This window comes from Synechococcus sp. H55.11 (assembly GCF_047462475.1).
GTDB lineage: Bacteria > Cyanobacteriota > Cyanobacteriia > Thermostichales > Thermostichaceae > Thermostichus.
Genome location: NZ_JANSJI010000157.1, coordinates 1 through 22,585, shown reverse-complemented (window position 1 = coordinate 22,585; position 22,585 = coordinate 1). Strand labels below are relative to the sequence as shown.

Below are 22,585 nucleotides of genomic sequence, written 5' to 3'. Positions count from 1 at the left end.
ATGGCCTCGGCGCCCTCCAGGTCGGCGATGGTGCGGGCCACCTTGAGAATGCGGTCGCTCCCCCGCGCAGAGAGGCCCAACTTTTGGATGGCGCTCTCCAAGAGTTTGCGACAGGGATCCGAGAGGGTACACCACTGCCGCAGATGGCGAGATTGCATCTGGGCGTTGCAGTGGATCCCGGGTTCGTCCTGGAAGCGCTGCCGTTGGCGTTGCCGCGCCCGTTCCACCCGCTGCCGCACCGCTTGGGAGGATTCGCCACCCTGCGCGCGGACAATTTCTTCCGGCTTGAGGCGGTTGACCCGCACCTGCAGGTCGATGCGATCGAGCAGCGGGCCGGAGAGCTTGGACCAGTAGCGCTCCCGCTGCTGCGGCGTACAGGTGCAGGGCTGGACGGGATCCCCGTAGAAGCCGCAGGGGCAGGGGTTGGTGGAGGCCACCAGGGTGGTTTGGGCGGGAAACTCTAAAGAAACGCGGGCGCGGGAGATGGTAACCTTGCCGTCTTCCAAAGGCTGGCGCAGCACCTCCAGCACCTCGCGGCGAAACTCGGTCAGCTCGTCCAAGTACAGAATGCCGCGGTGGGCCAGCGAGATCTCGCCGGGTTTGGGGTAGGGGCCACCACCCACCAGCGCCACGGAAGAAGCCGAATGGTGGGGAGCCCGAAAGGGCCGCTGGGCGATCAGGGCGGTCTGTCCGCCCAGGTGGAGATTTTGCCGCAACAGGCCGGCTGCCGAGTAGATGCGGGTAATTTCTAACATTTCTTCCCACTGCAGCCGGGGTAAAATGCCGGGCAGACGCCGCGCCAGCATGGTTTTGCCCGCTCCCGGACTGCCCACCAGCAACAGGTTGTGCCCGCCGGCCGCCGCGATCTCCAAGGCCCGTCGGGCGTGTTCTTGTCCCTTCACGTCGGCCAAATCCAGCAGGGGTTCCGCCTCAGTTGGCAGCATCTGCTCCGGCTGGATCCGCACCGGCTCGACCCCTTCCGGGTTTTGCAGCCAGCTCACCACCGCCGCCAAAGAGGGCAGCCCATACACCTGGATCCCTTGCACCAACGCTCCTTCCGGGCCGTTTTCCCGGGGCACCACCAGGCGGCGGATCCCCATCTCGGCGGCGCTGGCGGCGATGGGCAAAACTCCTGCCACGGGACGCAGGGTGCCATCCAGGGCCAATTCCCCCAGCATCAGGGTGTTGGCCAGCGCTTCTCCCTCAACCACTCCTGCGGCTGCCAGAATGCCGATGGCGATGGGCAGATCGAAGCTGGGGCCTTCTTTGCGCAGATCGGCGGGGGCCAAGTTAACAATGATCCGCCGCTGCGGCAGGGCAAAGCCGGAGTTCTTGATGGCCGCCCGCACCCGCTCTTTGGCCTCTTGAACGGCCGTGTCGGGCAGCCCCACCAGGGTGATCTGGGGCAGCCCACCGCCAACGTCCACCTCCACCGTAACCCGCACGGCCTTGAGTCCCAGCAGAGCAGCGGAGGTCACTTGGGCAAACAAGAAGATCGCCTCCACGAGCATCTCAACTCATCCTGGCAGAAGTTTTGGCGGCACGCCCCCCGCCCGCCCAATCCAGCGCTTTCCCCCAGCTGCATTCCCGAAAGGAGAACGTCACAATCAACGTTGAGAACGCCCATCGAGCCGCTCCCCCATCTCGTCCTCGTCATCGGGCTGCGTGAGATTGCGTGTGGATTCCTCTCCTGCAATGGGATCCCTTCCTGATCCAGAACTGTTTTATATGCTGAGCTCCGATGGGCGATTGGGGGCGTTGGGGGGTGACTGGGAAGCCTGCCTAGGCTACACGCCTGCCGAGTTAGGGAAGCTACCGACCCCTCTGGTGGAAAGGCGCTTGGGCTGGTCAAGCAGTTCGCGTCAGCGGGACGGAGTCCTCTCTGTTGATCGGAAGCGCCCGCCCTGTGCTCCACAGCCCCCCTCGCCGAACAGCGACGGCGATAAGGTTGGATCCTCAACTCTCCTCTCTGCCCAGCAGCGCTATTTGGTCACCCCAGTTGAGAACCAACAGCGCCTTCTCTGGAAACCCCCAGCCGCCAGCAGATCTATTACCAGCAGATCTATTGGTAGAGCTATACAGCCTGTGGAGCCAGCCGCGTTTACGTGTTTGAGTCGGGTAAGCTGATGCAGGTGATGAACAATTTGCTCTCCAATGCCGCTAAATTTTCCCTGTTGGGAGAAACCGTCCGCATCTGGGCCGAGCTGGTTCCAGAAGGAATCCGGGCCTGTGTGCAGGATCGCGGGCCGGGGATCCCGGAGGCGTTTCGGACCTGCATTTTCCAAAAGTTCGCCCAAGCTGATGCTTCCGATACGCGGCAGAAGGGGGAGACGGGCTTGGGTCTGGGCATCAGCAAAGCGATTGTGGAGCGATCTGGCGGCAGCATGGACTTTGTGTCTACACCGGATCAGCCGGGTACTACCTTACCATTCGCGCCTTGGTGGGAGCAAAAAGCAGGCGCGCCCTTCTGGGCCAACTGAGGGAGAACCCTTATCTCTAGGAGGCTGATCCCGGTGGTCTTTCCTGCTTCTGAACCTTCCTTGGGTCTTTCTTCGGGCTCCCCTGAGTTCGACAATCTTGACGATCTTGGGGAACAGGTGCAGCGGTTTGCCCGGCGCTACCGGGGGCAGGTGGCGCAACTCAGCCCGCCAGAGCTGGCGGCGGCACTTCAGGAGTTGGCCAAGCTGACGCAAAGGATGCAAGGGATCCTGTCTGAGGCCAAAACCACGGCTGGCGCGGCAGAGGCAGCTTGGCAGAGGCTGGAGCAGGTCATCTTTTTCCAAAACCAGCTGTTGTTTTTCCCTCTGGAGCTGCAATCTCTACCTGCCGTTCCTGCCACTGGCCCGGCGGAAGGTGCTCCCCACAACCCAGAGGGTCAACGCCCAGGCGAGCCCGAGCTGCAGCCCTTTCGCCAATTCTTGTGTCGCCTCCGCCATCAGCAGGGCCACCAACAGCCCGAGCCTCTGGAGCGCCTGCTCCACCAACAGTACCTGACAGGACGGTTGGCTTGGCGGCAGTTGTGGCAGGTGACCCTGAACCCGCCTACGGCGCTCCCAGATCACACCCTCGTTCGGCTCCAGAGCTTAGAGACCCACAGCAGCGCCGAAATCCGTTGGGATGCCTATCAGCGACTGGGTCAGTACCTAGAGGCCCATGCGGAGCTGGGGGGATTTATCCTCAGCACCCTGATCCGCGACCACCTGTGGGAGGCCCAATGGCGGGGCTATGACTGTGTTGCCGAGCTGTACCTGGCTCGCCACGGCCTGACTCAAACCTTTTTGGAGAACCTACTGGAAGGGATCCGCGATCGGTTTGACCTGTTCCAGCGCTACTACCGGCTCAAAAGCCGAACAATGGGGCGTTCCATCCGCATCTGCGATTTGCATGCCCCCTGGGAGGATCCCGTCCCCCTCTTGACTGCTGCCGAGGCCACCTCTCTGGTCTGGGCTGCTTTGCAGGACTTTTGCCCCGAGTGTGCGGCCCAGGCCAAACCCTGGCTACTCGAAGTCGGCTCTGAAGCAGACCAGCCCGAGTCCTCGCCCAGACCGGGAGAAACGGGATTCCTGTTGCAGACCCTTGCGGCCATCAGCCGGCGGCTCCGGCCTGAGGATCCCCAAGTTTGGCTGGATCTGGAGGAGATGCAGGGGAGGGGCTACGCACCGTCGGCGCAAATGTGGGGCGTGCAGGTTCACACCGCCCTTTTGCAGCAGATATTCCTGGATCACCTGGTCGCCTCGGCAATGGGATCCCCTCGCTCTGCTCCTTACGATCCAGAGGGGCAGCGTGCCGGCAGCCTGAAGTTGGCCCAGGCCGTGTTGATAGGCCATCTGGAGGCGCAGTTGCAGGCGGTGTTTTACCAGAGCTTGATCGGTCGGCTGGAGCTGCTCCTGTATCGGTCGGGGATCCCGGAAAACGGTGCAACCTTTCCCCTCTGGGTGAGCGAGGAGTGGCTGAAACTGTGTCAAGAGCTGTGCGGAGATGCGGTGGAATTGTTGCCGGAACACCAGTTCCGCTGGGTGGGGATGCCGGAGCTGTTTCTCCGCCCCTTCAGCGCCTATCAAGCCAGCCTTGCCAGCTTGGTGGCCATGGCCTGCCACCGTCGCTATCGTAGTTCTCCGCGCAACTTTCTGCCCCACTACCTCCACTGGCTGGCCAGCCCGCCCGGATCCCTGACTCTGGAAGAGACCACCCAAAGGCTACAGGCGGATCTGAGCGATCCGGAGGGGGTGTTACAGGCGCTGGAGGAACTGGAGCATTGGATCGAAACGCTCGAAAAGCTGCTGGAAGAGGATCCAGATCACTAGGTTCTGAATAAACTACCCCACCGCGTAGGCGGATGGGGTTTAAGGACTCCGTCCCGCTGTCGCGGACAGAGAGCAAGCAAGCCCCGGCCCCCCCGTATACAGGGGGAAAGAGGGGGTACAGTGCGGGGCTCCTGCGGCTTCTAGCTGACAGATTCTCCAAGCCATCCACGCTCACCGCTTGCCCAAGCCCAGCGCCTTTTCCACCTGTTTGGCCGCGTAGGCCATGGCAAAACAGCAGATGAAGTAGATCACGCCGATCACAAACAGCACCTCCCGCTGAGTGCCCAGCCAATTGGGGTTGGTGAACACGACCCGACCTGCCTGCAGCAGGTCGATCAGGCCGATGATGAACACCAGGGAAGTGTCTTTAAAAAGGGTGAGGAACTCGTTCACCAGAGCTGGAACGGCTGCCCGCAACGCCTGGGGCAAAATCACCAAAGCCGTCACTTGAAACGGGTTCAAGCCCAGCGCCCGTGCTGCTTCTAGCTGTCCCAGGGGGATCGACTGCAGGCCGCCCCGCACATCCTCGGCCACATACACGGCTGTGAACAAGATAAAGGCCACCTCCGCCCGGATGATCAAGTTGACGCTGATGCCCCCCAAAAAGAAGGGCACCAACAGCCAGGCGGCAAACAGAATGGTGGTCAGAGGTAACCCCCGCACCAGCTCGATCACCAGTGTGCAGAAGATTCGGATTACCGGCAGCGCCCGATTGGCCCGACCCAGCGCCAGCAGCACTCCAATGGGGAAACCAATGATCATGGCGGCTGCTGCCAAGATCAGGGTCAGCAGCAGTCCCGACAGTTGCTCAGAGCGCACCGCCGGCCAGTTGGGGCCCAGCTCGCCCAGCAGCAGCTCCAGGCAGAGGGGCAAGATCAAGGCCCAAACCCAGATGGAGGGCAGCCGCCAGGCTTCTCGACCGCGGCTGAGGGCAACAGCGGCAAAGGTCACTCCAGAGCAAGCGGCCAGCCACCCCTGCGATTGGGTTCCCAAAGGCAGGAAAGCAGCCAAGCCCATGGCGGCTCCCAAGAGGATGAGGTAGTGCAGCAGCACACCGCCCCAAGCTCCTCCGGCTACCCCTAAGGTGGCCAGCACAACCCCCAACACAGCCCACACCCGCCACAGTTGGTCGCTGGGGTAGGTGCCGGTGGTCAAGATCTTGAGGTTGGCCGGGATCACCTCCCAGCGGGCTTGGGTAAAAGCCCAGTTCCAGAACAGGGAAAGGGCCCAAGCCAACACCCAGGCGGAGGCCAAGGTGAGCAGGGTGCTTAGCCAGGAGTCGAACAGGTTGCGGCGTATCCACCCCAGAGGACTGGGTTGGTCCGCGGGGGGTTCGCCAGGCGAGAGAGTGCTGGACATGGGCTAGCGCTCCACCAACTTGACGCGGGCATTGAGCCAGTTCATGCCGTAGGAAACCAGCAGATTGATTCCCAAATAGGCAGCCATGAGGAGGGCGAACATCTCCACCGAGCGTCCCGACTGGTTGATGATGGTGCTGCTGATGTTGAACAGGTCAGAAAAACCGACGGCGATGGCCAAGCTGGAGTTTTTAATCAGGGTAAGATACTGAGTGTTCAAAGAGGGGATCATGATCCGCAGCGCCTGCGGCACGATCACCAGGCGAAAGGTTTCCAGCTCTGACAGGCCGATGGCTCGGGCCGCCTCCCACTGCCCCCGCGGCACCGCCAAAAAGGATCCCCGCACCACTTCGGCGATGTAGCAGCCGGTGTAGGTGACCAGGCCCAGCATCATGGCGGTAAACTCTGCCGAAAGCTGGATCCCACCCCGGAAGTTAAAGCGCTCCAGCACCGGCACATCCAGCCGCAGCGGTGGTTCGGGGAAGAGCACCCAGCAGGCCACCGCCAGCAGCGCCACCCCCCCGGCCACCCACAGGTTTCGCTGCCGGGATCCCAGCTCGGGCCGGCGAGCCAGCAGCAACCTGTGGATCCCCCACCCGGCCCCGATCAAGATGGCCAGCGTGGGAACCAGCCAGCCACTGGGATCCAAGCCGGGCAGCTTGACTCCCCGTTGGTTGATGAACACCAGCCCGCCGAGAGAGAGGCTGTTGCGCACCCCTGGCAGGGTGAGGATCACCCCCTGGTACCAGAAGATCACGATCAACAGCACCGGCACGTTGCGAAAGATCTCGGTGACCACTGCGGCCAACTGGCGGGCCAGCCAGTTGCTGGAGAGGCGGGCCATCCCCAAAACAAAGCCCATCGTCGTCGCCAAGACAATGCTGACGGCGGACAGCCAGAGGGTGTTCAGGGCTCCCGCCAGCAGGGCCTTCAGGTAGCTCTCGGAAGGGTCGTAGGGGATCAGCCCCTCGGTGATGCCGAAGTTGGCGGAGTTGCCCAAAAAGCGAAATCCCAAGCTGATGCCGAGGCGGCGCAAGCTGGCGAGGAGATTCTGGGTGAGGATCCCAAACACCAGCAACACAGCCACGACAAAGGCCGCCTGCAGCAGGATCTTCAGGATGCGCTCATCCCGCCACCAAGGGGGGCGCAGGTGGGGCTGGTCAGATAGAGCGGTCATGAGGCGCGAGCGAAGATCAAAGGTAGAGGGCAAGGGACACCGACAAGCGGGATCCCTGGGGCGACGGCTCCCGGATTTCTGGACAACCGCTTAGCGGAAAGGCGGCGCGTACTGGATCCCACCCTGAGTGTAAGGTCGGTTCAAGCCCCGAGCCACCCCTAAGGGCGTCAAGTGCCGGTCAAAGATCTCGCCGTAGTTGCCCACCGCCTTGATCACATTGACCACCCAATCCGGCTGCAGGCCCAGCAGCTCTCCCAGGTTGCCCTCCTGGCCCAAGAAGCGGCGAATGTCGGGATCCTCCGATTTGAGGAACTCTTCCACATTGGCGCTGGTGATCCCTTTTTCTTCCGCGTAGAAGAGGGCGTAGACCGTCCAGTTCACAATATCAGAGAAGCTCTCGTCGCCGTGAGGAACCAGAGGCCCCAACGGCTCTTTGGAGATCACCTCCGGCAAGATCACATGGTCGTCGGGAGCAGCCAAACTGGCGCGGCGGGAGATCAGAGCGCTTTGGTCGCTGGTGATGGCGTCGCAGCGGCCTTCTTCGTAAGCGTTAAAAGAGGAATCATCGCCGTCGAAGGTCACCGGTGTGAAGGCGATGCCGCGGGCCCGGAACGTATCCGCCAGGTTCAGCTCGGTGGTGGTGCCGGCAATCACACAGATGGTGGCCCCGTTCAGATCCTCCAGCTTCTGTACACCCAGACTTTTCCGCACCAAAAACCCTTGGCCGTCGTAGTAGGTGGTGGGGCCAAAAGTTACCGCCCACTCCCGATCCCGCGTCAGCGTCCAGGTGGTGTTGCGGCTGATGATATCCACTTCTCCTGCCTGAATGGCCGATTGGCGATTGGCCGCCGTCAGGTAAACGAATTGGATCTTGTCGGGATCCCCGAACAGAGCAGCCGCTACGGCGCGGCAGATGTCGATGTCGAAGCCGACATACTTGCCTTGGTCATCCAGGTTGCCAAATCCGGGCAGTTGGTTGTTTACGCCACAGATTAGCTCGCCCCGCGCCTTGATGCGGTTGGTGAGCGGCCCCAGTTGTGCCCAAGCGGGGAGCGACTGCAGGCCCACCGACAGAACCAATGCCCCGGCCAAGGGGGCCAATCCGTTCAAATGCTTCATCCAGCTCATAGAATGACCTCAATGTCAATCCTTCGTAATCTTCAGTAGTCCGTATCCACGTGGATCTACCTGGTGGATCTACTTGTTCGCCAGGCCAATGGCGTCGCACTCCTGCCACACCCCATAGAATGGTTCGCCAGAGGCGTCAATGATTTTCTCAAAGCCTTACATGTCAGGGCGTAGAGAAATGTTATGTAGGCTACGGTTATAGCTCAGCCGGTTCTGCCATGGTACCCATGCTTGCTTTGATGAAATAAAAGGGATTTATCCGCCCATGAAAGGATCCCCGCGCATGATGTCTTCACCCTCCCTGCCAACCTCAGCCGGCACCGACATCATCCAATGTGAAGATGTTCACAAATGGTACGGCGAGTTCCACGTCCTCAAGGGCATTACCACCCGCATCCGCCGCGGCGAGGTGGTGGTGGTCTGTGGGCCTTCAGGTTCGGGCAAATCGACGTTTATTCGCACCCTGAACCGCTTAGAAGAACACCAGAGAGGACGCATTGTGGTAGATGGCATTGAGTTGACCAGTGACCTGCGCAACATCGACGCCATTCGCCGCGAAGTGGGCATGGTTTTCCAGCAGTTCAACCTGTTTCCCCATCTCACGGTCTTGCAGAATGTAACCCTCGGCCCGATTCATGTGAAGAAAATGAAAAAGGCCGAGGCAGTTGAACGGGCCATGGAGCTGCTCAGGCGGGTGGGAATCGCTGAGCAAGCGGAAAAGTATCCTGGTCAACTTTCGGGGGGGCAGCAGCAGCGGGTGGCCATTGCCCGCGCCTTGGCCATGAATCCGGCGGTGATGCTTTTTGATGAGCCGACCTCGGCGTTGGATCCGGAGATGATCAAAGAGGTGCTGGACGTGATGCGGGAGCTGGCCCGCTCGGGCATGACCATGGTGTGTGTAACCCACGAAATGGGCTTTGCCCGCGAGGTGGCGGATCGAATTATTTTCTTCGACCGCGGCAAGATCGTGGAAGAAAACACCCCCCAGGAGTTTTTCAGCAACCCCAAGGAAGAGCGTTCCCGCCTTTTTTTGTCGCAGATCCTTTCCCACTAAGGGGCTACGCTTAGAGAGGCGCAAGCCGTGCCAGAAAGGCTCCCTCCGGCTCTTGGTAGAGAATTTGTCCCTGCCAGCCGTGGGCGTGGGCATAGCGCAGCAGGGTCTCCGGATCCACAAACAGCCAGGGAAAGGGATCCCCGCGCTGCCCGTTGTACTCGGCCACAAAGTTCACCACCTTGGCTTTTGCCTCGCCCGCCGCTTTCAAGTCCTTCCCCTTCTCCCAATCCTCGGCTTCAGAATCGGCTGAACTTTCTACCTGCGGCAGATCCGCCGAGCCGCCATCTTCCCTGAGGTCGCTTAGATCGGTGGAATCCACAAGCAACTGCCCGGTAGGCTGAACCCAGTGGCGGGCCAAGGTTAAAAAACGCTCCAATCCCGCCAGGGATCCCACCAGGCCGACGCCGTTCATCAGCAGCAGCAGCGTATCGAAGGGCTCCTCCGGCCCCTCCCAGGAGAACAGGTCGGCGGCAATGGGGCAGCGCACCCCCCGTTCGGCCATGATCTGCAGCGCCACCGGAGAGCGATCCAGGGCGGCCACGGCCAACCCCTCCTCCTGCAGCAGCAGGCTGTGGCGGCCTGTGCCAGCGCCAATGTCCAGCACCCGACCGCGACACAGATCCAAAGCCAGGGCCTCCACTTCCGGCAGCTCCTGGGTGAAGAACACCTCCGGCGAGACCACCTGGGGCTCCTCTGCTAGTGGGATCCCCTCGGCGCTGTAGGCGTGCAAGCGCAGGGATCCCCTGGCCTGGCCCCGGTGCCAGTCCCACAGGGCTTGCTCGAGCGGATCCTGAGGCAAAGGGTTTTCGACAACCTCTATCATGGGAAGGGAAAGCCAGCGCCTTGCCCCGATGGCCATCATCGCATTGCTTGACGCCGCCGCTATCGTCCTTTTGCGATCGCTGCAGGGGTTTGGGCCCCATCTCTGCAGGCTAACCGGGAGACTGAGCCACAGCGTACACCCAGAAGAGCCTCGGCAACCCCCTCTGTTCCTGTCTCCATTGTGGAGCACCTGGAGCGCCAATACCGCAACAGCCCTTCCTACCGGCCCGATCCTTCAGGTATGCTTCAAGAAAGCTCTTGAAGATCCTTGAAGAGGGGGGTTCCAGGAGCTTCCTGAAGGTGTGAGCGATACCCCTGCTGCCCGGATTCTGCTGTTGTTCTCTTCTTTGGGGCCCATGGTTGCCAAGTCTCCGCCACCCATCGTCTACATTGCTCTGGGGCTCCTGCTCCTCTGGGGCGGTCATCGCGCTTGGCAGGCGGGCTATATCCGCTGGCCGCCAGGGATCTCGCTGCCAGGGTTGGGCAGTAGGGCCCAGGATCTGCTCTTAACCAGCGGCGAGCGCACCCTCTTTGCCGATAGCAGCCCCGCCGCCGTGGCTGCCGCAGAGCTCATCCGCCAGGGCAATTTCAGGGCGGCGATCCCGCTCTTGGAGATGGGGCTGCAGAACAACCGCAACGACCCGGAAGCGCGCATTTTTTTGAACAACGCCCGCGCCCAGCAGCAGGGCAACCCCTTGAGCTTGGCCGTGGTGGTGCCCATCTCCAGCAACCCCAACCGCGCCAAAGAGACGCTGCGGGGCGTGGCCCAGGCCCAAGAGGAGCTTTTCCAACAGGGGGGCCTTGGGGGGCGGCTGCTGCGGGTGGTGATTGCCGACGACGGGGATAACCCGGAGCGAGCGGCGGCAGTGGCCAAAGCGCTGGTGGGCCAGCCTGAGATTTTGGGGGTGATCGGCCACAACGCCAGCGATGCTACCCTGGCGGCGGCTGAGATCTATCAGTCTGCCGGCCTGGCCATGATCTCCTCCACCTCTACCAGCACCCGCATCAGCCTGCTGGGGAACGCCATCTTTCGCACCGTCCCCTCCGACCAGATTGCTGGCACGCAACTGGCCCGCTATGTCCTTAACAAGCTGCGCCTGCAGAGGGTGGCCATCTTCTACAACCCCAACAGCGCCTACAGCACCAGCCTGCGCGACGCCTTTGCCTCCACCCTGACCAGCGAAGGGGGGATTGTGCTGGCCACCTTCGACCTAACAGCCGCCGATTTCAACCCCCAGGCCAGCCTCCAGAGTGCACTGGAGCAGGGATCCCAGGCGGCTTTCTTGGCACCCACGGCTTCCGTAGCCGAACAAGCGCTGGCCGTTGCCCGCCAGAACGCCCTCCTCGGCCAACCCCTTGCCCTGGTGGGGGGGGATGTGCTCTTCAGCCTCACCACCCTCAAGGAAGGGGGAGCAGCGGTGGAGGGCATGGTGGTGGCGGTGCCCTGGCATCCCGATCTTCTCCGCAGCCGCGGCTTTGCCCAGAAGGCAGCCCAGATGTGGGGAGGGCAGGTGAGTTGGCGCACCGCCCTGGCCTACGACGCCACCCGTGTTCTTCTCCAGGCTATTCGGCAGGGATCCCCCAGCCGCAGCGGCATTCTCACTGCCCTCGGCGACTCCAACTTCCGCTTGCCAGACGGCGCTTCCGGGGAGGTGCGCTTTTTGCCCTCCGGCGACCGCGATGCCCCCAACGTGCTGGTGCGCATTGAACGGGGCAACCGCTCCGGCACGGGCTACGACTTTGTGCCTCTCCCCTAGGGATCCCGGCAAGCGCTACAGTGGGGGATGCTCTCAACTCTCTCCATCTCCTCAGCTCGGACGGATCCCATGCCCAGCCGGATCACCGCGTGTTTCCAGGCGCTGCGCAGCCGCGGCGAAGCCGCCCTCATCCCCTACCTCACCGCCGGGGATCCCGACCTGGAAACCACCTTTGAAGCCCTGCAAGTTTTGGATCAACACGGCGCCGATCTCATCGAGTTGGGGGTGCCCTACTCGGATCCCCTGGCCGATGGGCCGGTGATCCAAGCAGCAGCTGCCCGCGCCCTCAGGCGGGGTGTTACCTTGGGTGCCATATTGCAGGGCTTGAGGTGCCTCTCCCTGCAGACTCCCCTCATCCTCTTCACCTACTACAACCCTATCCACCAGCTCGGCCTCCCCACCTTTGTACAGCAACTGCGCCGGGCCGGCTGTGCTGGCTTAGTCGTCCCCGACCTGCCCCTGGAAGAGGCCGGATCCCTGCGGGAAGCAACGCAGGCAGAGGGGATCGACCTCATTTTACTGGTGGCCCCCACCAGCCCCGCGGAGCGGATGCGCCGTATTGCCCAACAGTCCAGCGGCTTTATCTACCTGGTCAGCACCACCGGCGTCACCGGCGAACGGGCCACCCTGGAGCAGCGGATCCCGGCCTTGCTGCAGCAGTTGCGCCAATACACCTCCCTGCCGATCGGGGTGGGCTTCGGCATCTCCACCCCCGACCAGGCCAGCCAGATCGCCCGTTGGGGAGCCGATGCCGCCATCGTGGGCAGTGCCTTCGTGCAACGGCTGGCCAAAGCCCCCACCCCCGCCCAAGGGCTACAGCAAATCGCCCACTTCTGCCGGGATCTCAAGGCTGCCCTGCAGGGGATAAGCACCCCACAACATTGACAGCCGATGGCTTTGCCGCTAGCTCAAAACAAGGGAAACGAATGTTTACCTTACGACTGAAACAAATGTTTACATCTCGTCAGCCTCCTCGCCGACCCATTGCCCGCCCGCGGCCCCATCAGAGACAGGAGATCGGCGGCTGAGCAGGCAGCTCGGCGTTGGTTTATTTGTAAATCTTTACAAAACACTCATCCCTCCCGCGCTATAAAATTGACCTGGATGCTCGGCTGTCTGAAGGTCGCAGAAGTTCTTGACCTATCTCAAAATCTGGGGCTTCGGTGGGGGTAATCTGCTCCACAGGATCCCCGGTTTTTGGGGAAACGGGATCCCACAAGAGAGCTTGGGATTCGGCTTTTGAGAGGTTCAGCCAGTCGCTCATCGCTTTTTGGAAAGACCAGAAGGAGATCCATCATGCAAGACGCCTTTACCCGGGTGATCGCTCAGGCAGATGCACGCGGCGCCTTTTTAAGTGATCAAGACTTCGACCGTCTGGCGGCTTTGGTGGCAGAGGGCAACAAGCGCCTGGATGCGGTCAACCGCATGACCAGCAACGCCGCCCAAATCGTAACCAACGCAGCTCGGTCTTTGTTTGCCCAGGAGCCGGATCTGATCGCTCCTGGGGGCAATGCCTACACCAACCGTCGCATGGCCGCCTGCCTGCGGGACATGGAGATCATCTTGCGCTACATCACCTACGCCACCCTGGCGGGGGATAGCTCGGTGCTGGAAGATCGCTGCCTCAACGGCCTGCGGGAAACCTACATTGCGCTGGGGGTGCCCACCAGCTCCATGGCCAACGCCATTGCGGCCATGAAGAAAGAAGCCCTGGCCAAGATCATGGATCCGAAAGGCATCACCCCTGGCGATTGCTCGGCGCTGCAAAGCGAGGTGGCCAGCTACTTCGACAAAGCCGCTGCCGCCATCGTCTGAGGACGGCTGGGTTGTCCCTCTTCAGACCTGTTGAATCCATCTTTCTGATTGGGTAGGTGGAGATCCTCAAGTTGGGACGTAATCCGCCATTCCTGCAGAACGTTCGTTAACAACCAAATCGATGAATTTAGGAGTTGCAAGGTGAAAACCGTCATCACTGAGGCGATTGCTTCCGCTGACAATCAAGGGCGTTTTCTCAATGCCAGCGAGCTGCAGGCGGTCAACGGCCGTTACCAGCGTGCTGCTGCTTCCCTGGAGGCGGCCCGTGTCCTGACCCAAAACCAACAAACCCTGGTGCGGGAAGCGGTGCAGGAAGTGTTCAAGCGCTTCCCCTACCTGACCCAGCCGGGCGAAATGGGCCACGGCGATGTGTTTCAGGCCAAGTGTGCCCGCGATATCGGCTACTACCTCCGCTTCATCACCTATTCTCTGGTTGCGGGCGGCACCGGCCCCCTCGATGAATACTTGGTAGCCGGGCTGCGGGAGGTGAACCGCTCCTTCAACCTCTCTCCGAGCTGGTACATTGTGGCTCTGCAGTACATGAAGAACCGCGCTCTGGGCATGCTGAGCGGCCAAGCGGCCAACGAAGCGGCCATCTACTTCGACTACGCCATCAACGCCCTCAGCTAAGGGATCCTAGGGCTAGAGATCCCCACTTGTGGGGAGTGGACGATCTCTTTCTTCGTCTTACAGTTGTATGTCTCTCCAGAGCAGGCGGGTCTGGCCCCGCGGTTTTCGGGTTGAGTCAGCATTTTGGCTCCTCTTCAGCTGAATGGGTTGGTCGCCTGCTCTTTGTCTTAATCGTTCTGGGCATTGTCCCATGGCAGGGCGGAGCAGCCCGCAGAAGCAGCCGATATGGCTTGTCGGGTGAAGGGCGGCTCCTGCCTGTGTTCTGGACGAAACCCAATATAGATATCTGGGGAAAGCGATGTTTGGTCAAAGCACCACCGGCCCTGAAACCCTGACGGAAGCTGGCAGCCGGGTTTACAGAGTTGAGTACACCGGCCTGCTCAACCCGCCGGATGCCCTGGCCACCTCTGCCAAGGTGCGTCGCAGCACCCTGAGCACCACCGTTCCCTACAGCCGCCTGTCTGCCGAGATGCAGCGCATTCTGCGAATGGGCGGCAAAATCGTGCAGGTCATCGCTCTGGCGGGAACCGATGCCGCCTCTGCCCAAGGCAACGGTGCTGCTGAGTAAGGGCTGCGGACAGAGTTGCCCAAGGGTCATGAACAGCTCTGCAAAGGTTCGCATGGCATCCAACACGGCGGTGCTGCCGCAACAGCTCACTTGGGAGCAGGCGATAGCCCGGCTGCAGGGGGATGACCTGCAAGAGCGGTACTATGCCGCTTGGTACTTGGGCACGATTCGGGATCCGCGCGGGGTAGAGCCGTTGCTTTTGGCGTTGCAGGATGAACGGGATCGCACGGTCTTGGGGGGCTATCCGCTGCGGCGCAATGCTGCCAAGGCGCTGGGGCAAATCGGCGACGTGCGAGCCGTACCCGGCTTGATCGAGGCGCTCACCTGTACCGACTTGCATGTGCGGGAAGAGGCCGCCTATGCCTTGGCCCAGTTGGGGGACAGGCGAGCGGTGGATCCCTTGCTGGCCTTGCTGCAGTCGCGGGAGCAGGAGCAGCCCTGGGAAGCCCTTATCGAGGCGCTGGGCCAGCTCGGCGCCACCGAGGCCGAGGCGGCGATCCGGCCTTTTTTGAGCCACCCTTCGGAGCGGGTGCGTTCGGCAGCCGCCTGGGTGCTCTATCGCTTTACCCAAGCTGAGGAGCTGACCCAGGTTCTGGTGGCGCTGCTGGCTCACCCCAATTTCAGCCTGCGCCAGGCTGCTTTGTTCGACCTGGCAGAATCCGGCTGGGTGGCAGGAGCGCCGCTGTTGGCGACCGCCGATGTAGCCCTCAACCTGCGCATCAACGCTCTGAAGCGGCTGTTCGACGTGGCGCTGCAGTTGGGGCAGGTGTCGCCGGATCGGGCGGCAGCGGCGATCCTCCCGCAACTGGACAAGCTGTTCTAGTCGCTCTCCCCGGCTCCGGCTTTCGACTTCACTTCTAGCTCTGCCTATGTCCTCTTTCTCGGCTGCACAAGTGCTCCCCGCTGCTGTGGCTCAACTGGCCGCCGAGCTGGAGCAGGCCACCTCAGCAGAAGACCTGCTGCGGGTGGTGAGAGCGCTGGGATCCCTAGGCCAGGTGGAAGGGATCCCCCTGCTCATTCGCGCCTTTGGCTTCAACCGCCCTGCCGTGGGAGAAGCCGCCTTGGAAGAGGTGTTGCGCTTTGGGGAGGCGGCAGTACAGCCTTTGCTGGCTAACATCGATGGCTTCGACTACGGGGCGCGCGCCTATTCGGTGCGGGCGTTGGCCCGCATCGGCCACGGGGATGCCTATCCCTTTTTGGCGGAGGCGATTGTAGCGGACTTTGCCCCCAGCGTGCGGCGGGCGGCGACCCGTGGGCTGGGGCGGGTCGCTGCACGGCGGCCCCTCTCCGACCAAGAGCAGGCCCTGGAGCTGCTGCGTCAGTGCTTGGGCGACGCCGATTGGGGCGTCCGCTATGCCGCCGTCGGATCCCTGACGGATTTGGCTCGGCTGGGAGAGGCATCTTTGCGATCTGCCGTCGAGGCAGCCCTGCAAATGGCCTTGCAGGATACGGATCCCTTGATTCCCCTGCGCGCCCAGTTAAGTCAGCAGGAGCTGGCAGCCGATCCATAGCCCTGTCCCCCTTTGTCGTCTCTTGTTTCTTCAAGGAGCACCACCTATGTCTCTTCCGTTGCTTGCCGATCGTCCCACCACCCAAAATGAGCGGGTGCCTCGTTACTTTGTGCCCAGCGACGAAACCCCGCCGGTCTATCGTCCTGATGACCCGACGGGCGTGGACAACATCATTCGCGCTGCCTATCGCCAAATCTTCAGCGAGCATCTGATGCTGGAGAGCTATCGACAAAAAGCTTTGGAGTCGCAGTTGCGCAACGGAGCGATTTCGGTCAAAGAGTTTGTGCGCGGCCTGGGCAAGTCGGAGGTGTACCGGGATCTGGTCATGGTTCCCAATGACAACTACCGCTTCATCGAGGTCACTTTCCAGCGCTTCCTGGGCCGGCCCACCTACAGCCAACAGGAGCGCATTAAGTACTCCATCATCGTTGCTACCCGTGGGCTGGATGGCCTCATCGACGCTGTAGTGGATAGCGAGGAGTACAACGCCGCTTTCGGGGACGATGTGGTGCCCTATCAGCGCCGTCGCCTCTCCGAAAAACCCGCTAACTTGGTGACCCCCCGCTATGGAGCCCGTTGGCGGGATGTCTCCGGCGTGAAGCGCTCGACCCGGGAAGTGGTGCGCACCTACCGTCTCACCCGCCCGCCCAAACCCGGGGATCCGGAAAACTTCCTCAACATGGCCCGCATGCTCAATCCCCAGCCGGCGGCGCGGCAAAACATCAGCGTCTTCGATCTGAAGATCCCCGACATGACCACCAGCCGCCGCTAGCACTGGACAAACTTTCCAGGACGATCCCTCGCGGGATCCGTCGGGCCGATCGATCCGATGCTGTTCGGGTAGGTCGGCTCGCGGCTGTGCTTGGGCAAGATTCGTTATAATTCTGAGTGATGCTTCTTAACACTTGGGTTGCATGAAGAATCCGGTTGTGCGGGCTTTTTTTGTTGGCAAAGCCGTAGCAGATGTTCTGCGGGAGCGTTGGGAGAGCGCCCTTGCCGACATTGCCGGAGAAGTGGGCAAGGTGTGGGCTGAGCTACAGGAGGGCTGGCAAACCTTTGCCCAGGATGTCATGACCCGAGCTGAGGCAGAAGCCTCGGTGGCTGCCCAGGAGATGGTGCCCCCTCCTTTCAAGACAGAAGATTTGCAGGCAACTCTGGACGACCTGCGGGCAGAAGTGGCGCAGTTGCGCTCCGAGTTGCAGAAATATCGGAGTCGAAACGCTTGAATGCCAGCAGACAGGGATCCCCGACTTCCCCGGGATCCCAATCGGTCAAGCCCTATACCGCCTACCGTTGGGCCCGGGAAAACTACACCCGCTGGGGCCGCCTTCTGGATATTTGGCGATTTGTGCTCACCTGGCTGTTCTACCTCTGGCTGGATCAGCACGCGTGGAGCTACGGGGGGCAGGCCACACCAGAGCGCAAGGCCAAACGCCGCCGCGCCAGAGCCATTTGGATCCGTGAAACGCTGCTCCACCTCGGCCCTACTTTTATCAAAGTGGGGCAGTTTTTCTCCACCCGCGCCGATCTCTTCCCCTCTGAATATGTCGAGGAGCTCTCCAAGCTGCAGGATCGAGTGCCTGCTTTTGGCTACGAACAGGTGGCGGCCATCGTGCAGCAGGAGCTGGGCAGGCCAATAGCCCAGATCTACAGCTATTTCGATCCCACCCCCTTGGCGGCGGCCAGCTTGGGGCAGGTGCATCGCGCCAAGCTCAAGACCGGCGAAGAGGTGGTGGTCAAGGTACAGCGCCCAGGGCTGACCCGGCTGTTCACTATCGATCTGGAGATCTGCCGCGGTATTGCCGAGTTTTTTCAGTACCGCACCCCTTGGGGCGGGCCGGGCCGGGACTGGATCGGCATCTACGAAGAGTGTCGGCGCACCCTCTGGGAAGAGGTGGACTACCTCAACGAGGGCCGCAATGCCGATACTTTTCGTCGCAATTTTCGGGACATGCCGCAAATTGCCGTCCCCAAGGTGTACTGGCGCTACACTTCCCCCCGTCTGCTGACATTGGAATACCTGCCGGGGATCAAAATCAGCGATTACGAAGCCCTGAGCGCGGCGGGGCTGAACCGCAAGGTCTTGGCCCGCTTGGGGGCAGAGGCCTATCTGCGGCAATTGCTCAAAGACGGCTTTTTTCATGCCGATCCCCATCCGGGCAACATTGCCGTCAAGCCGGATGGCACGTTGATCTTTTACGACTTCGGCATGATGGGCCGCCTGCGCTCCGATGTGAAAGAGAAGCTGATGGGCACGCTGGCAGGTGTGGTCTCCAAAAATGCCGATCGGGTGGTGGCCTCGCTGGTAGAGCTGGGGGTGCTGGTGCCCACCGCCGATCTGGCGCCGGTGCGTCGCTCCGTCCAGTACATGCTGGACCACTTTATGGATAAACCCTTTTCCAGCAACTCAGGAGCAATCTCGGTGGCGGCCATCAGCGAAGACCTCTACGAGCTGGCCTACGATCAGCCGTTTCGCTTTCCGGCTACCTTTACCTTTGTGATGCGGGCCCTAACCACGTTGGAGGGGTTGGGAAAGGGGTTGGATCCGGAGTTCGACTTTATGGAAGTGGCCAAGCCTTTCGCGGAGGAGCTGATGAGTTTAAACGGAACCGAGACCGAGACTCTCTTGGCCCAGGTTGGCCGCCAGGCGGCTGAGTTTACCAGCAGCAGCCTCAGTTTGCCCCGCCGCCTCGAATTGACCTTGAGCAAGTTGGAACAAGGAGAACTGCGCCTGCGGGTGCGATCGAGCGAGGCAGAGCGCCTGCTGCGCAAGCTGAACAGCACCGGCTTGGGGGTTATTTATGCAGTGTTGTTTGCAGCCTTCTTTCTGAGCGCAACCCAGCTCCTTTTGGCCGGACATGCTACCTTAGCCGTTATCACTTTGGTTTTGGCTGCCCTCGCTGCTCTTGCTTTAATCAGGGTACTCTTGAGGTTGAATCGGTCAGAGCGATTGATGTGATGCGACGATACGCCTGCGCTACGGATCCGGGCAAGGTTCGCAGCAGCAACCAGGATGCCTACTACTGCGATCCGGAAGGACGTTACTTCATCGTTGCCGATGGCATGGGAGGGCACGCTGCCGGGGCAACGGCTAGCTTGTTGGCCGTCGAGACCATCCGGGCCTATCTGGATCGAGGCTGGAAAAACGTGCCGGCACCCAAGTTGCTCAGCGAAGCGGTAGAAGCAGCCAACGAGGCCATCCTCAAGGACCAGCGGCAAAACCCGGAGCGGGCCGACATGGGCACCACCGTGGTGGTGGCCTTGGTGGATCCTAACAACAATTGCTGGAGCGCTCACATTGGCGATTCTCGCCTCTATCGCTTGCGGGGATCCGAGATGCAGCAGATGACGGAGGATCACACCTTAGTGGCTCGCTCGGTTCGCCAAGGGGAGTTGACGCAAGAGCAAGCCCGCGTCCACCCCTGGCGACATATTCTCGAGCGCTGCCTGGGCCGGCCCGATGCGGGGCCGCCTGCCGTCCAGCCGATTACAGTTTGTCCGGGGGATCGCCTGCTGTTGTGTAGTGACGGGCTCACCGAAGAGCTGGATGACGAGGCTATCGCCGAGTATTGCCTGCAGGTAGAGGACTTGGAGCAGCTCCCCCGCAAGTTAATCGAGGCGGCCAAAGAGCGGGGCGGGCGAGACAACATCACGGTGGTGATCGCCGAATATGCCTAGTTGGCAGCCAGCTAGAGACGGTATTGCCGGTACACTTCGCCGGCGGCGCGGTGCAGCAGCGAGTGGCGGTACACAAGGCGGGCAAGGTCTTGGCCATAGCCGCCGCCGATGACGCAGGCGACCGGATGGCCCCGTCTCACGCAAGTATCCAGCACCTGCATGTCGCGGCGAAACAGCCCCTCGTCGCTGAGGGCCAGCTTGCCCAAGAGGTCTTCTGCGTGGGGATCCACCCCCGCGTCGTAGAGCACCAGATCGGGGCGCACCTGGGCCAAGAGATCCGGCAAGTGGTCGGCCAAGATTTGTAGATAGGCTTCGTCTTCCAGGCCCACCGGCAGAGGCACATCCAGGTCGCTCTGTTGTTTGGTGGCCGGGAAGTTGGCGGCGCAGTGCATGGAGAAGGTAAACACCCGCGGCTCGGAGCGGAAGATCCAGGCGGTGCCGTCGCCCTGGTGCACATCCAAGTCGACAATCAGAACCTTGTGCACCAGCCCCTGCTGCAGCAGGACTTGGGCGGCAATGGCCAGGTCATTGAAAATACAGAAGCCGGAGCCGTAGGTGGGAAAGGCGTGGTGGGTGCCGCCGGCGGTATTGCAAGCCAGGCCGTGGCGCAGGGCCAACTGGGCGGTCAGGACGGTGCCGCCCACGGCTCGACAGGTGCGCCGCACCAGCTCAGGGCTCCAGGGCAGGCCGATGCGCCGCTGCAGCTTGGCTTCCAGGGATCCCTCACAGTAGGCCCGCACGTACTCTGGCGTGTGCACCGATTCGATCCAAGCCAGGGGAGGCAGCTCCGGCTGATGCACTTGCTGAGAGCGGATCACCCCTTCCCGCAGCAGCAGCTCGTGCAGGAGGCGGAATTTGGGCATAGGAAAGCGATGGCCCGGCGGCAGGGGGGCGCTGTAGTCGGGGTGGTAAACGACGGGCAAAGACATTCAAAGCAACCGGATTGACGGCGGTGGGCATAGCCTATGACAGCTTCAGTGCTTATGGTAGAGGTAGCCCGCTCCTGTCAGATCCCTGCGGAAGTCTTGCTCTGTTCTCTTCTCTGGATTGCCGCGATTTCCTATGTTCACTTCCTCGGATCCCTTTTTGGATCGCCTCTTGGCCCAGCGCTATCGCCTCACCCATCTGCTGGGGCAAGGAGGCATGGGGCGGGTCTATTTGGCCCAAGATCTGCTCTTTGGCGGGGTGGAAGTGGCCGTTAAGCTGCTCTCCCAGCCGGCAATGGACGAGCAGGCCCGCCTGCGCTTCGAGCGGGAAGCGAAAGCCTGCGCCGCTTTGGGCCAAAAGAGCCTGCACATTGTCAAGGTGAGCGACTACGGCATCACTGCCGATGAGGTGCCCTTCTATGTGATGGAATACCTGAACGGCCAAACCCTCAAGGATATTCTGGCGGCGGGACCTCTGCCTCTGGAGCGCTTTTTTCGGCTGGCCCGCCAAATTGGCCTGGGGCTCAAAGCAGCCCACGAAGGGATCCTCTTGGAAGGGCAGCGGATCCAGGTCATCCACCGCGACCTCAAGCCGGCCAACGTGATCGTGGTGGCCGACGAGAGCTTGGGGGAGCTGGCGAAGCTGGTGGATTTCGGCATTGCCAAGCTGCTCAACACCCGTGAGTCGCTGAGCCTCACCCACGCCTACTTGGGGACGCTGGCCTACTCCTCCCCAGAGCAATTGGAAGGGTTGCCGCTGGATGCCCGCTCCGACATCTACAGCTTCGGGATCATCCTCTACCAGATGGCGTCCGGCCAGATGCCCCTCCAGCCCACCACGGAATCTTTCCCGGGCTGGTACCAGGCCCACCACAAGCAGCGCCCCCTGCCTCTGGAAGAGCTGGGACTGCCCGCTGGCCTCTCCGACCTCATCCTCAGTTGTTTGGCCAAAGATCCAGCCGCCCGTCCGCCCACGGTGGCCAATGTGTTGGCAGAGCTGGAGCGCATCCAAGCCGGGATCCAAAGTTCCGCCCCTGTTGCCTTTCCATCGCCAGGGATCCGTGGCGCCTCGCTTCGGGATCCTGCTCCTTTAGCCACAGCCGGCACGCTGCGTCTCAGGCCCGTGACAGGGGCCACTGCGGCGGAAAACAGGGGACCCCTGCGCCTGATCCCCTTCTTGGCGGGCGGTTTGCTGGGTTTGGCTTTGGTGAGTTGGGGGTTGGGGCGGTTTCTGCAGCGCCCTGCGGCTCCGGTGATCTCCGGCTCTCGCCCCTCGCCAGCTCCCACGGAGTTAGAGGATGAGCGCCCCGGAGCGGGTGCGCAGCCCGATACGGCCCCTGAACCTCTTGCTCTGGATCTGGGCGGCGGCGAGACGGTTCGGGATCCGGCGCCGGAGCTGGAGCCCTACGCCAGCAGCGAGCCGGTGTTGCGCGCCTTCCCTCTCCAGACTTCCCGCGAGGTGGTGCGGGCCGCCCTGGGATCCCCCAGCCAGCAGGGGCGGGGCGCCTGGCCCAACACCGTGTACGACCTGTACCGCTTGGGCGGCATGAACTTGAGCCTCACCTACGACGAATCCAGCCTGGCGCTGCAACAAATCGAGGCCACCATCGCCGACGACGTGCCCGCCCCGCAGGCGGAAGGGCTGCTGGAAGACATGCTGCAGGCCCCCTTGCCCCCCCAGTTGCAGCGAGAACTGCAGGCGGTGCGGGAAAACCGTTCTGAGCGCGTCCAGTTCCGCTCCGGCTCTTGGTCTGGCCTCGTCGAGCGCACCCCCCAGGGCCACCTCTACCTGGCCGTTTGGGATCCCCCGCCCAGGGCGTGAACAACCTGGGGGGGTGACGGATCGGGGAGGGCCCG

At 62.0% G+C, this 22,585-nt stretch carries 21 protein-coding genes; 15 read left to right on the top strand and 6 right to left on the bottom strand.

The annotated features are described in order from the left end of the window. On the bottom strand, positions 1-1,490 hold a 1,490-nt coding region (locus NW853_RS06855), incomplete at its 3' end, for a YifB family Mg chelatase-like AAA ATPase (protein WP_414348532.1). A gap of 615 nt (positions 1,491-2,105) precedes the next feature. Between NW853_RS06855 and NW853_RS06850 the strand changes: the two genes are divergently transcribed. After that, a complete protein-coding gene (locus NW853_RS06850) occupies positions 2,106-2,480 on the top strand; it encodes a sensor histidine kinase (protein WP_414332362.1) in 375 nt (124 codons plus the stop codon). Positions 2,481-2,513: 33 nt separating this feature from the next. Then, the gene (locus NW853_RS06845) at positions 2,514-4,304 is read left to right on the top strand and encodes a peptidase M3 (RefSeq protein ID WP_414332364.1); all 1,791 of its coding nucleotides are present in this window, start codon (positions 2,514-2,516) and stop codon (positions 4,302-4,304) included. A 171-nt stretch (positions 4,305-4,475) separates the two neighbouring features. Here NW853_RS06845 and NW853_RS06840 read toward each other — a convergent pair whose 3' ends face one another. From NW853_RS06840 to NW853_RS06830, 3 genes are all read right to left on the bottom strand, one after another. Next, positions 4,476-5,663: an amino acid ABC transporter permease gene (locus NW853_RS06840; protein WP_414348523.1), complete on the bottom strand. Its 1,188-nt coding sequence runs from the start codon at positions 5,661-5,663 to the stop codon at positions 4,476-4,478. 3 nt (positions 5,664-5,666) lie between these two features. Continuing rightward, positions 5,667-6,839, bottom strand: coding sequence for an amino acid ABC transporter permease (locus tag NW853_RS06835; protein WP_414348520.1), 1,173 nt, complete (start codon positions 6,837-6,839; stop codon positions 5,667-5,669). Between the two features lie 90 nt (positions 6,840-6,929). Next, a complete protein-coding gene (locus NW853_RS06830) occupies positions 6,930-7,958 on the bottom strand; it encodes an amino acid ABC transporter substrate-binding protein (protein WP_414348517.1) in 1,029 nt (342 codons plus the stop codon). Between the two features lie 274 nt (positions 7,959-8,232). On the opposite strand from NW853_RS06830, the gene NW853_RS06825 reads away from it, so the two are divergent. Further along, entirely contained in the window at positions 8,233-9,021 is a 789-nt protein-coding gene (locus tag NW853_RS06825; RefSeq protein WP_414332372.1) for an amino acid ABC transporter ATP-binding protein, read from the top strand. A 10-nt stretch (positions 9,022-9,031) separates the two neighbouring features. Here NW853_RS06825 and NW853_RS06820 read toward each other — a convergent pair whose 3' ends face one another. After that, positions 9,032-9,844 carry a class I SAM-dependent methyltransferase gene (locus NW853_RS06820; RefSeq protein ID WP_414348514.1) on the bottom strand — a complete coding sequence of 271 codons (813 nt, stop codon included), beginning with the start codon at positions 9,842-9,844 and terminating at the stop codon, positions 9,032-9,034. A gap of 355 nt (positions 9,845-10,199) precedes the next feature. Between NW853_RS06820 and NW853_RS06815 the strand changes: the two genes are divergently transcribed. From NW853_RS06815 to NW853_RS06765, 11 genes are all read left to right on the top strand, one after another. Further along, positions 10,200-11,600 carry an ABC transporter substrate-binding protein gene (locus tag NW853_RS06815; protein WP_414348511.1) on the top strand — a complete coding sequence of 467 codons (1,401 nt, stop codon included), beginning with the start codon at positions 10,200-10,202 and terminating at the stop codon, positions 11,598-11,600. A gap of 69 nt (positions 11,601-11,669) precedes the next feature. Further along, positions 11,670-12,485, top strand: a complete 816-nt coding sequence (trpA, locus tag NW853_RS06810; RefSeq protein WP_414348529.1) for a tryptophan synthase subunit alpha — start codon at positions 11,670-11,672, stop codon at positions 12,483-12,485. Positions 12,486-12,893: 408 nt separating this feature from the next. Beyond that, positions 12,894-13,415 (top strand): phycocyanin subunit beta, encoded by a 522-nt coding sequence (locus NW853_RS06805; protein ID WP_414348526.1) that lies wholly within the window; start codon positions 12,894-12,896, stop codon positions 13,413-13,415. A 141-nt stretch (positions 13,416-13,556) separates the two neighbouring features. After that, positions 13,557-14,045, top strand: a complete 489-nt coding sequence (locus NW853_RS06800; RefSeq protein WP_414332378.1) for a phycocyanin subunit alpha — start codon at positions 13,557-13,559, stop codon at positions 14,043-14,045. A gap of 298 nt (positions 14,046-14,343) precedes the next feature. Next, positions 14,344-14,613 (top strand): phycobilisome linker polypeptide, encoded by a 270-nt coding sequence (locus NW853_RS06795; RefSeq protein WP_414332380.1) that lies wholly within the window; start codon positions 14,344-14,346, stop codon positions 14,611-14,613. Positions 14,614-14,665: 52 nt separating this feature from the next. Next, on the top strand, positions 14,666-15,436 hold the full coding sequence (locus NW853_RS06790; RefSeq protein ID WP_414332382.1) for a HEAT repeat domain-containing protein: 771 nt from the start codon (positions 14,666-14,668) through the stop codon (positions 15,434-15,436). A 46-nt stretch (positions 15,437-15,482) separates the two neighbouring features. Continuing rightward, entirely contained in the window at positions 15,483-16,124 is a 642-nt protein-coding gene (locus NW853_RS06785) for a HEAT repeat domain-containing protein (protein WP_414348508.1), read from the top strand. Positions 16,125-16,170: 46 nt separating this feature from the next. Further along, positions 16,171-16,896 carry a phycobilisome rod-core linker polypeptide gene (locus tag NW853_RS06780; RefSeq protein WP_414332386.1) on the top strand — a complete coding sequence of 242 codons (726 nt, stop codon included), beginning with the start codon at positions 16,171-16,173 and terminating at the stop codon, positions 16,894-16,896. A 142-nt stretch (positions 16,897-17,038) separates the two neighbouring features. Then, entirely contained in the window at positions 17,039-17,350 is a 312-nt protein-coding gene (locus tag NW853_RS06775; protein WP_414332387.1) for a DUF6825 family protein, read from the top strand. Continuing rightward, entirely contained in the window at positions 17,347-19,083 is a 1,737-nt protein-coding gene (locus NW853_RS06770; RefSeq protein WP_414348506.1) for an ABC1 kinase family protein, read from the top strand. The genes NW853_RS06775 and NW853_RS06770 overlap by 4 nt, the downstream gene beginning before the upstream one ends. After that, positions 19,083-19,802: a Stp1/IreP family PP2C-type Ser/Thr phosphatase gene (locus NW853_RS06765; protein ID WP_414348504.1), complete on the top strand. Its 720-nt coding sequence runs from the start codon at positions 19,083-19,085 to the stop codon at positions 19,800-19,802. The genes NW853_RS06770 and NW853_RS06765 overlap by 1 nt, the downstream gene beginning before the upstream one ends. 11 nt (positions 19,803-19,813) lie before the next feature. Here the strand turns inward: NW853_RS06765 and NW853_RS06760 are convergent, their stop codons facing one another. Beyond that, positions 19,814-20,731, bottom strand: coding sequence for a histone deacetylase (locus NW853_RS06760; RefSeq protein WP_414332393.1), 918 nt, complete (start codon positions 20,729-20,731; stop codon positions 19,814-19,816). Between the two features lie 133 nt (positions 20,732-20,864). On the opposite strand from NW853_RS06760, the gene NW853_RS06755 reads away from it, so the two are divergent. Continuing rightward, a complete protein-coding gene (locus NW853_RS06755; RefSeq protein WP_414348501.1) occupies positions 20,865-22,550 on the top strand; it encodes a protein kinase domain-containing protein in 1,686 nt (561 codons plus the stop codon). The last annotated feature ends 35 nt before the right edge of the window (positions 22,551-22,585 follow it).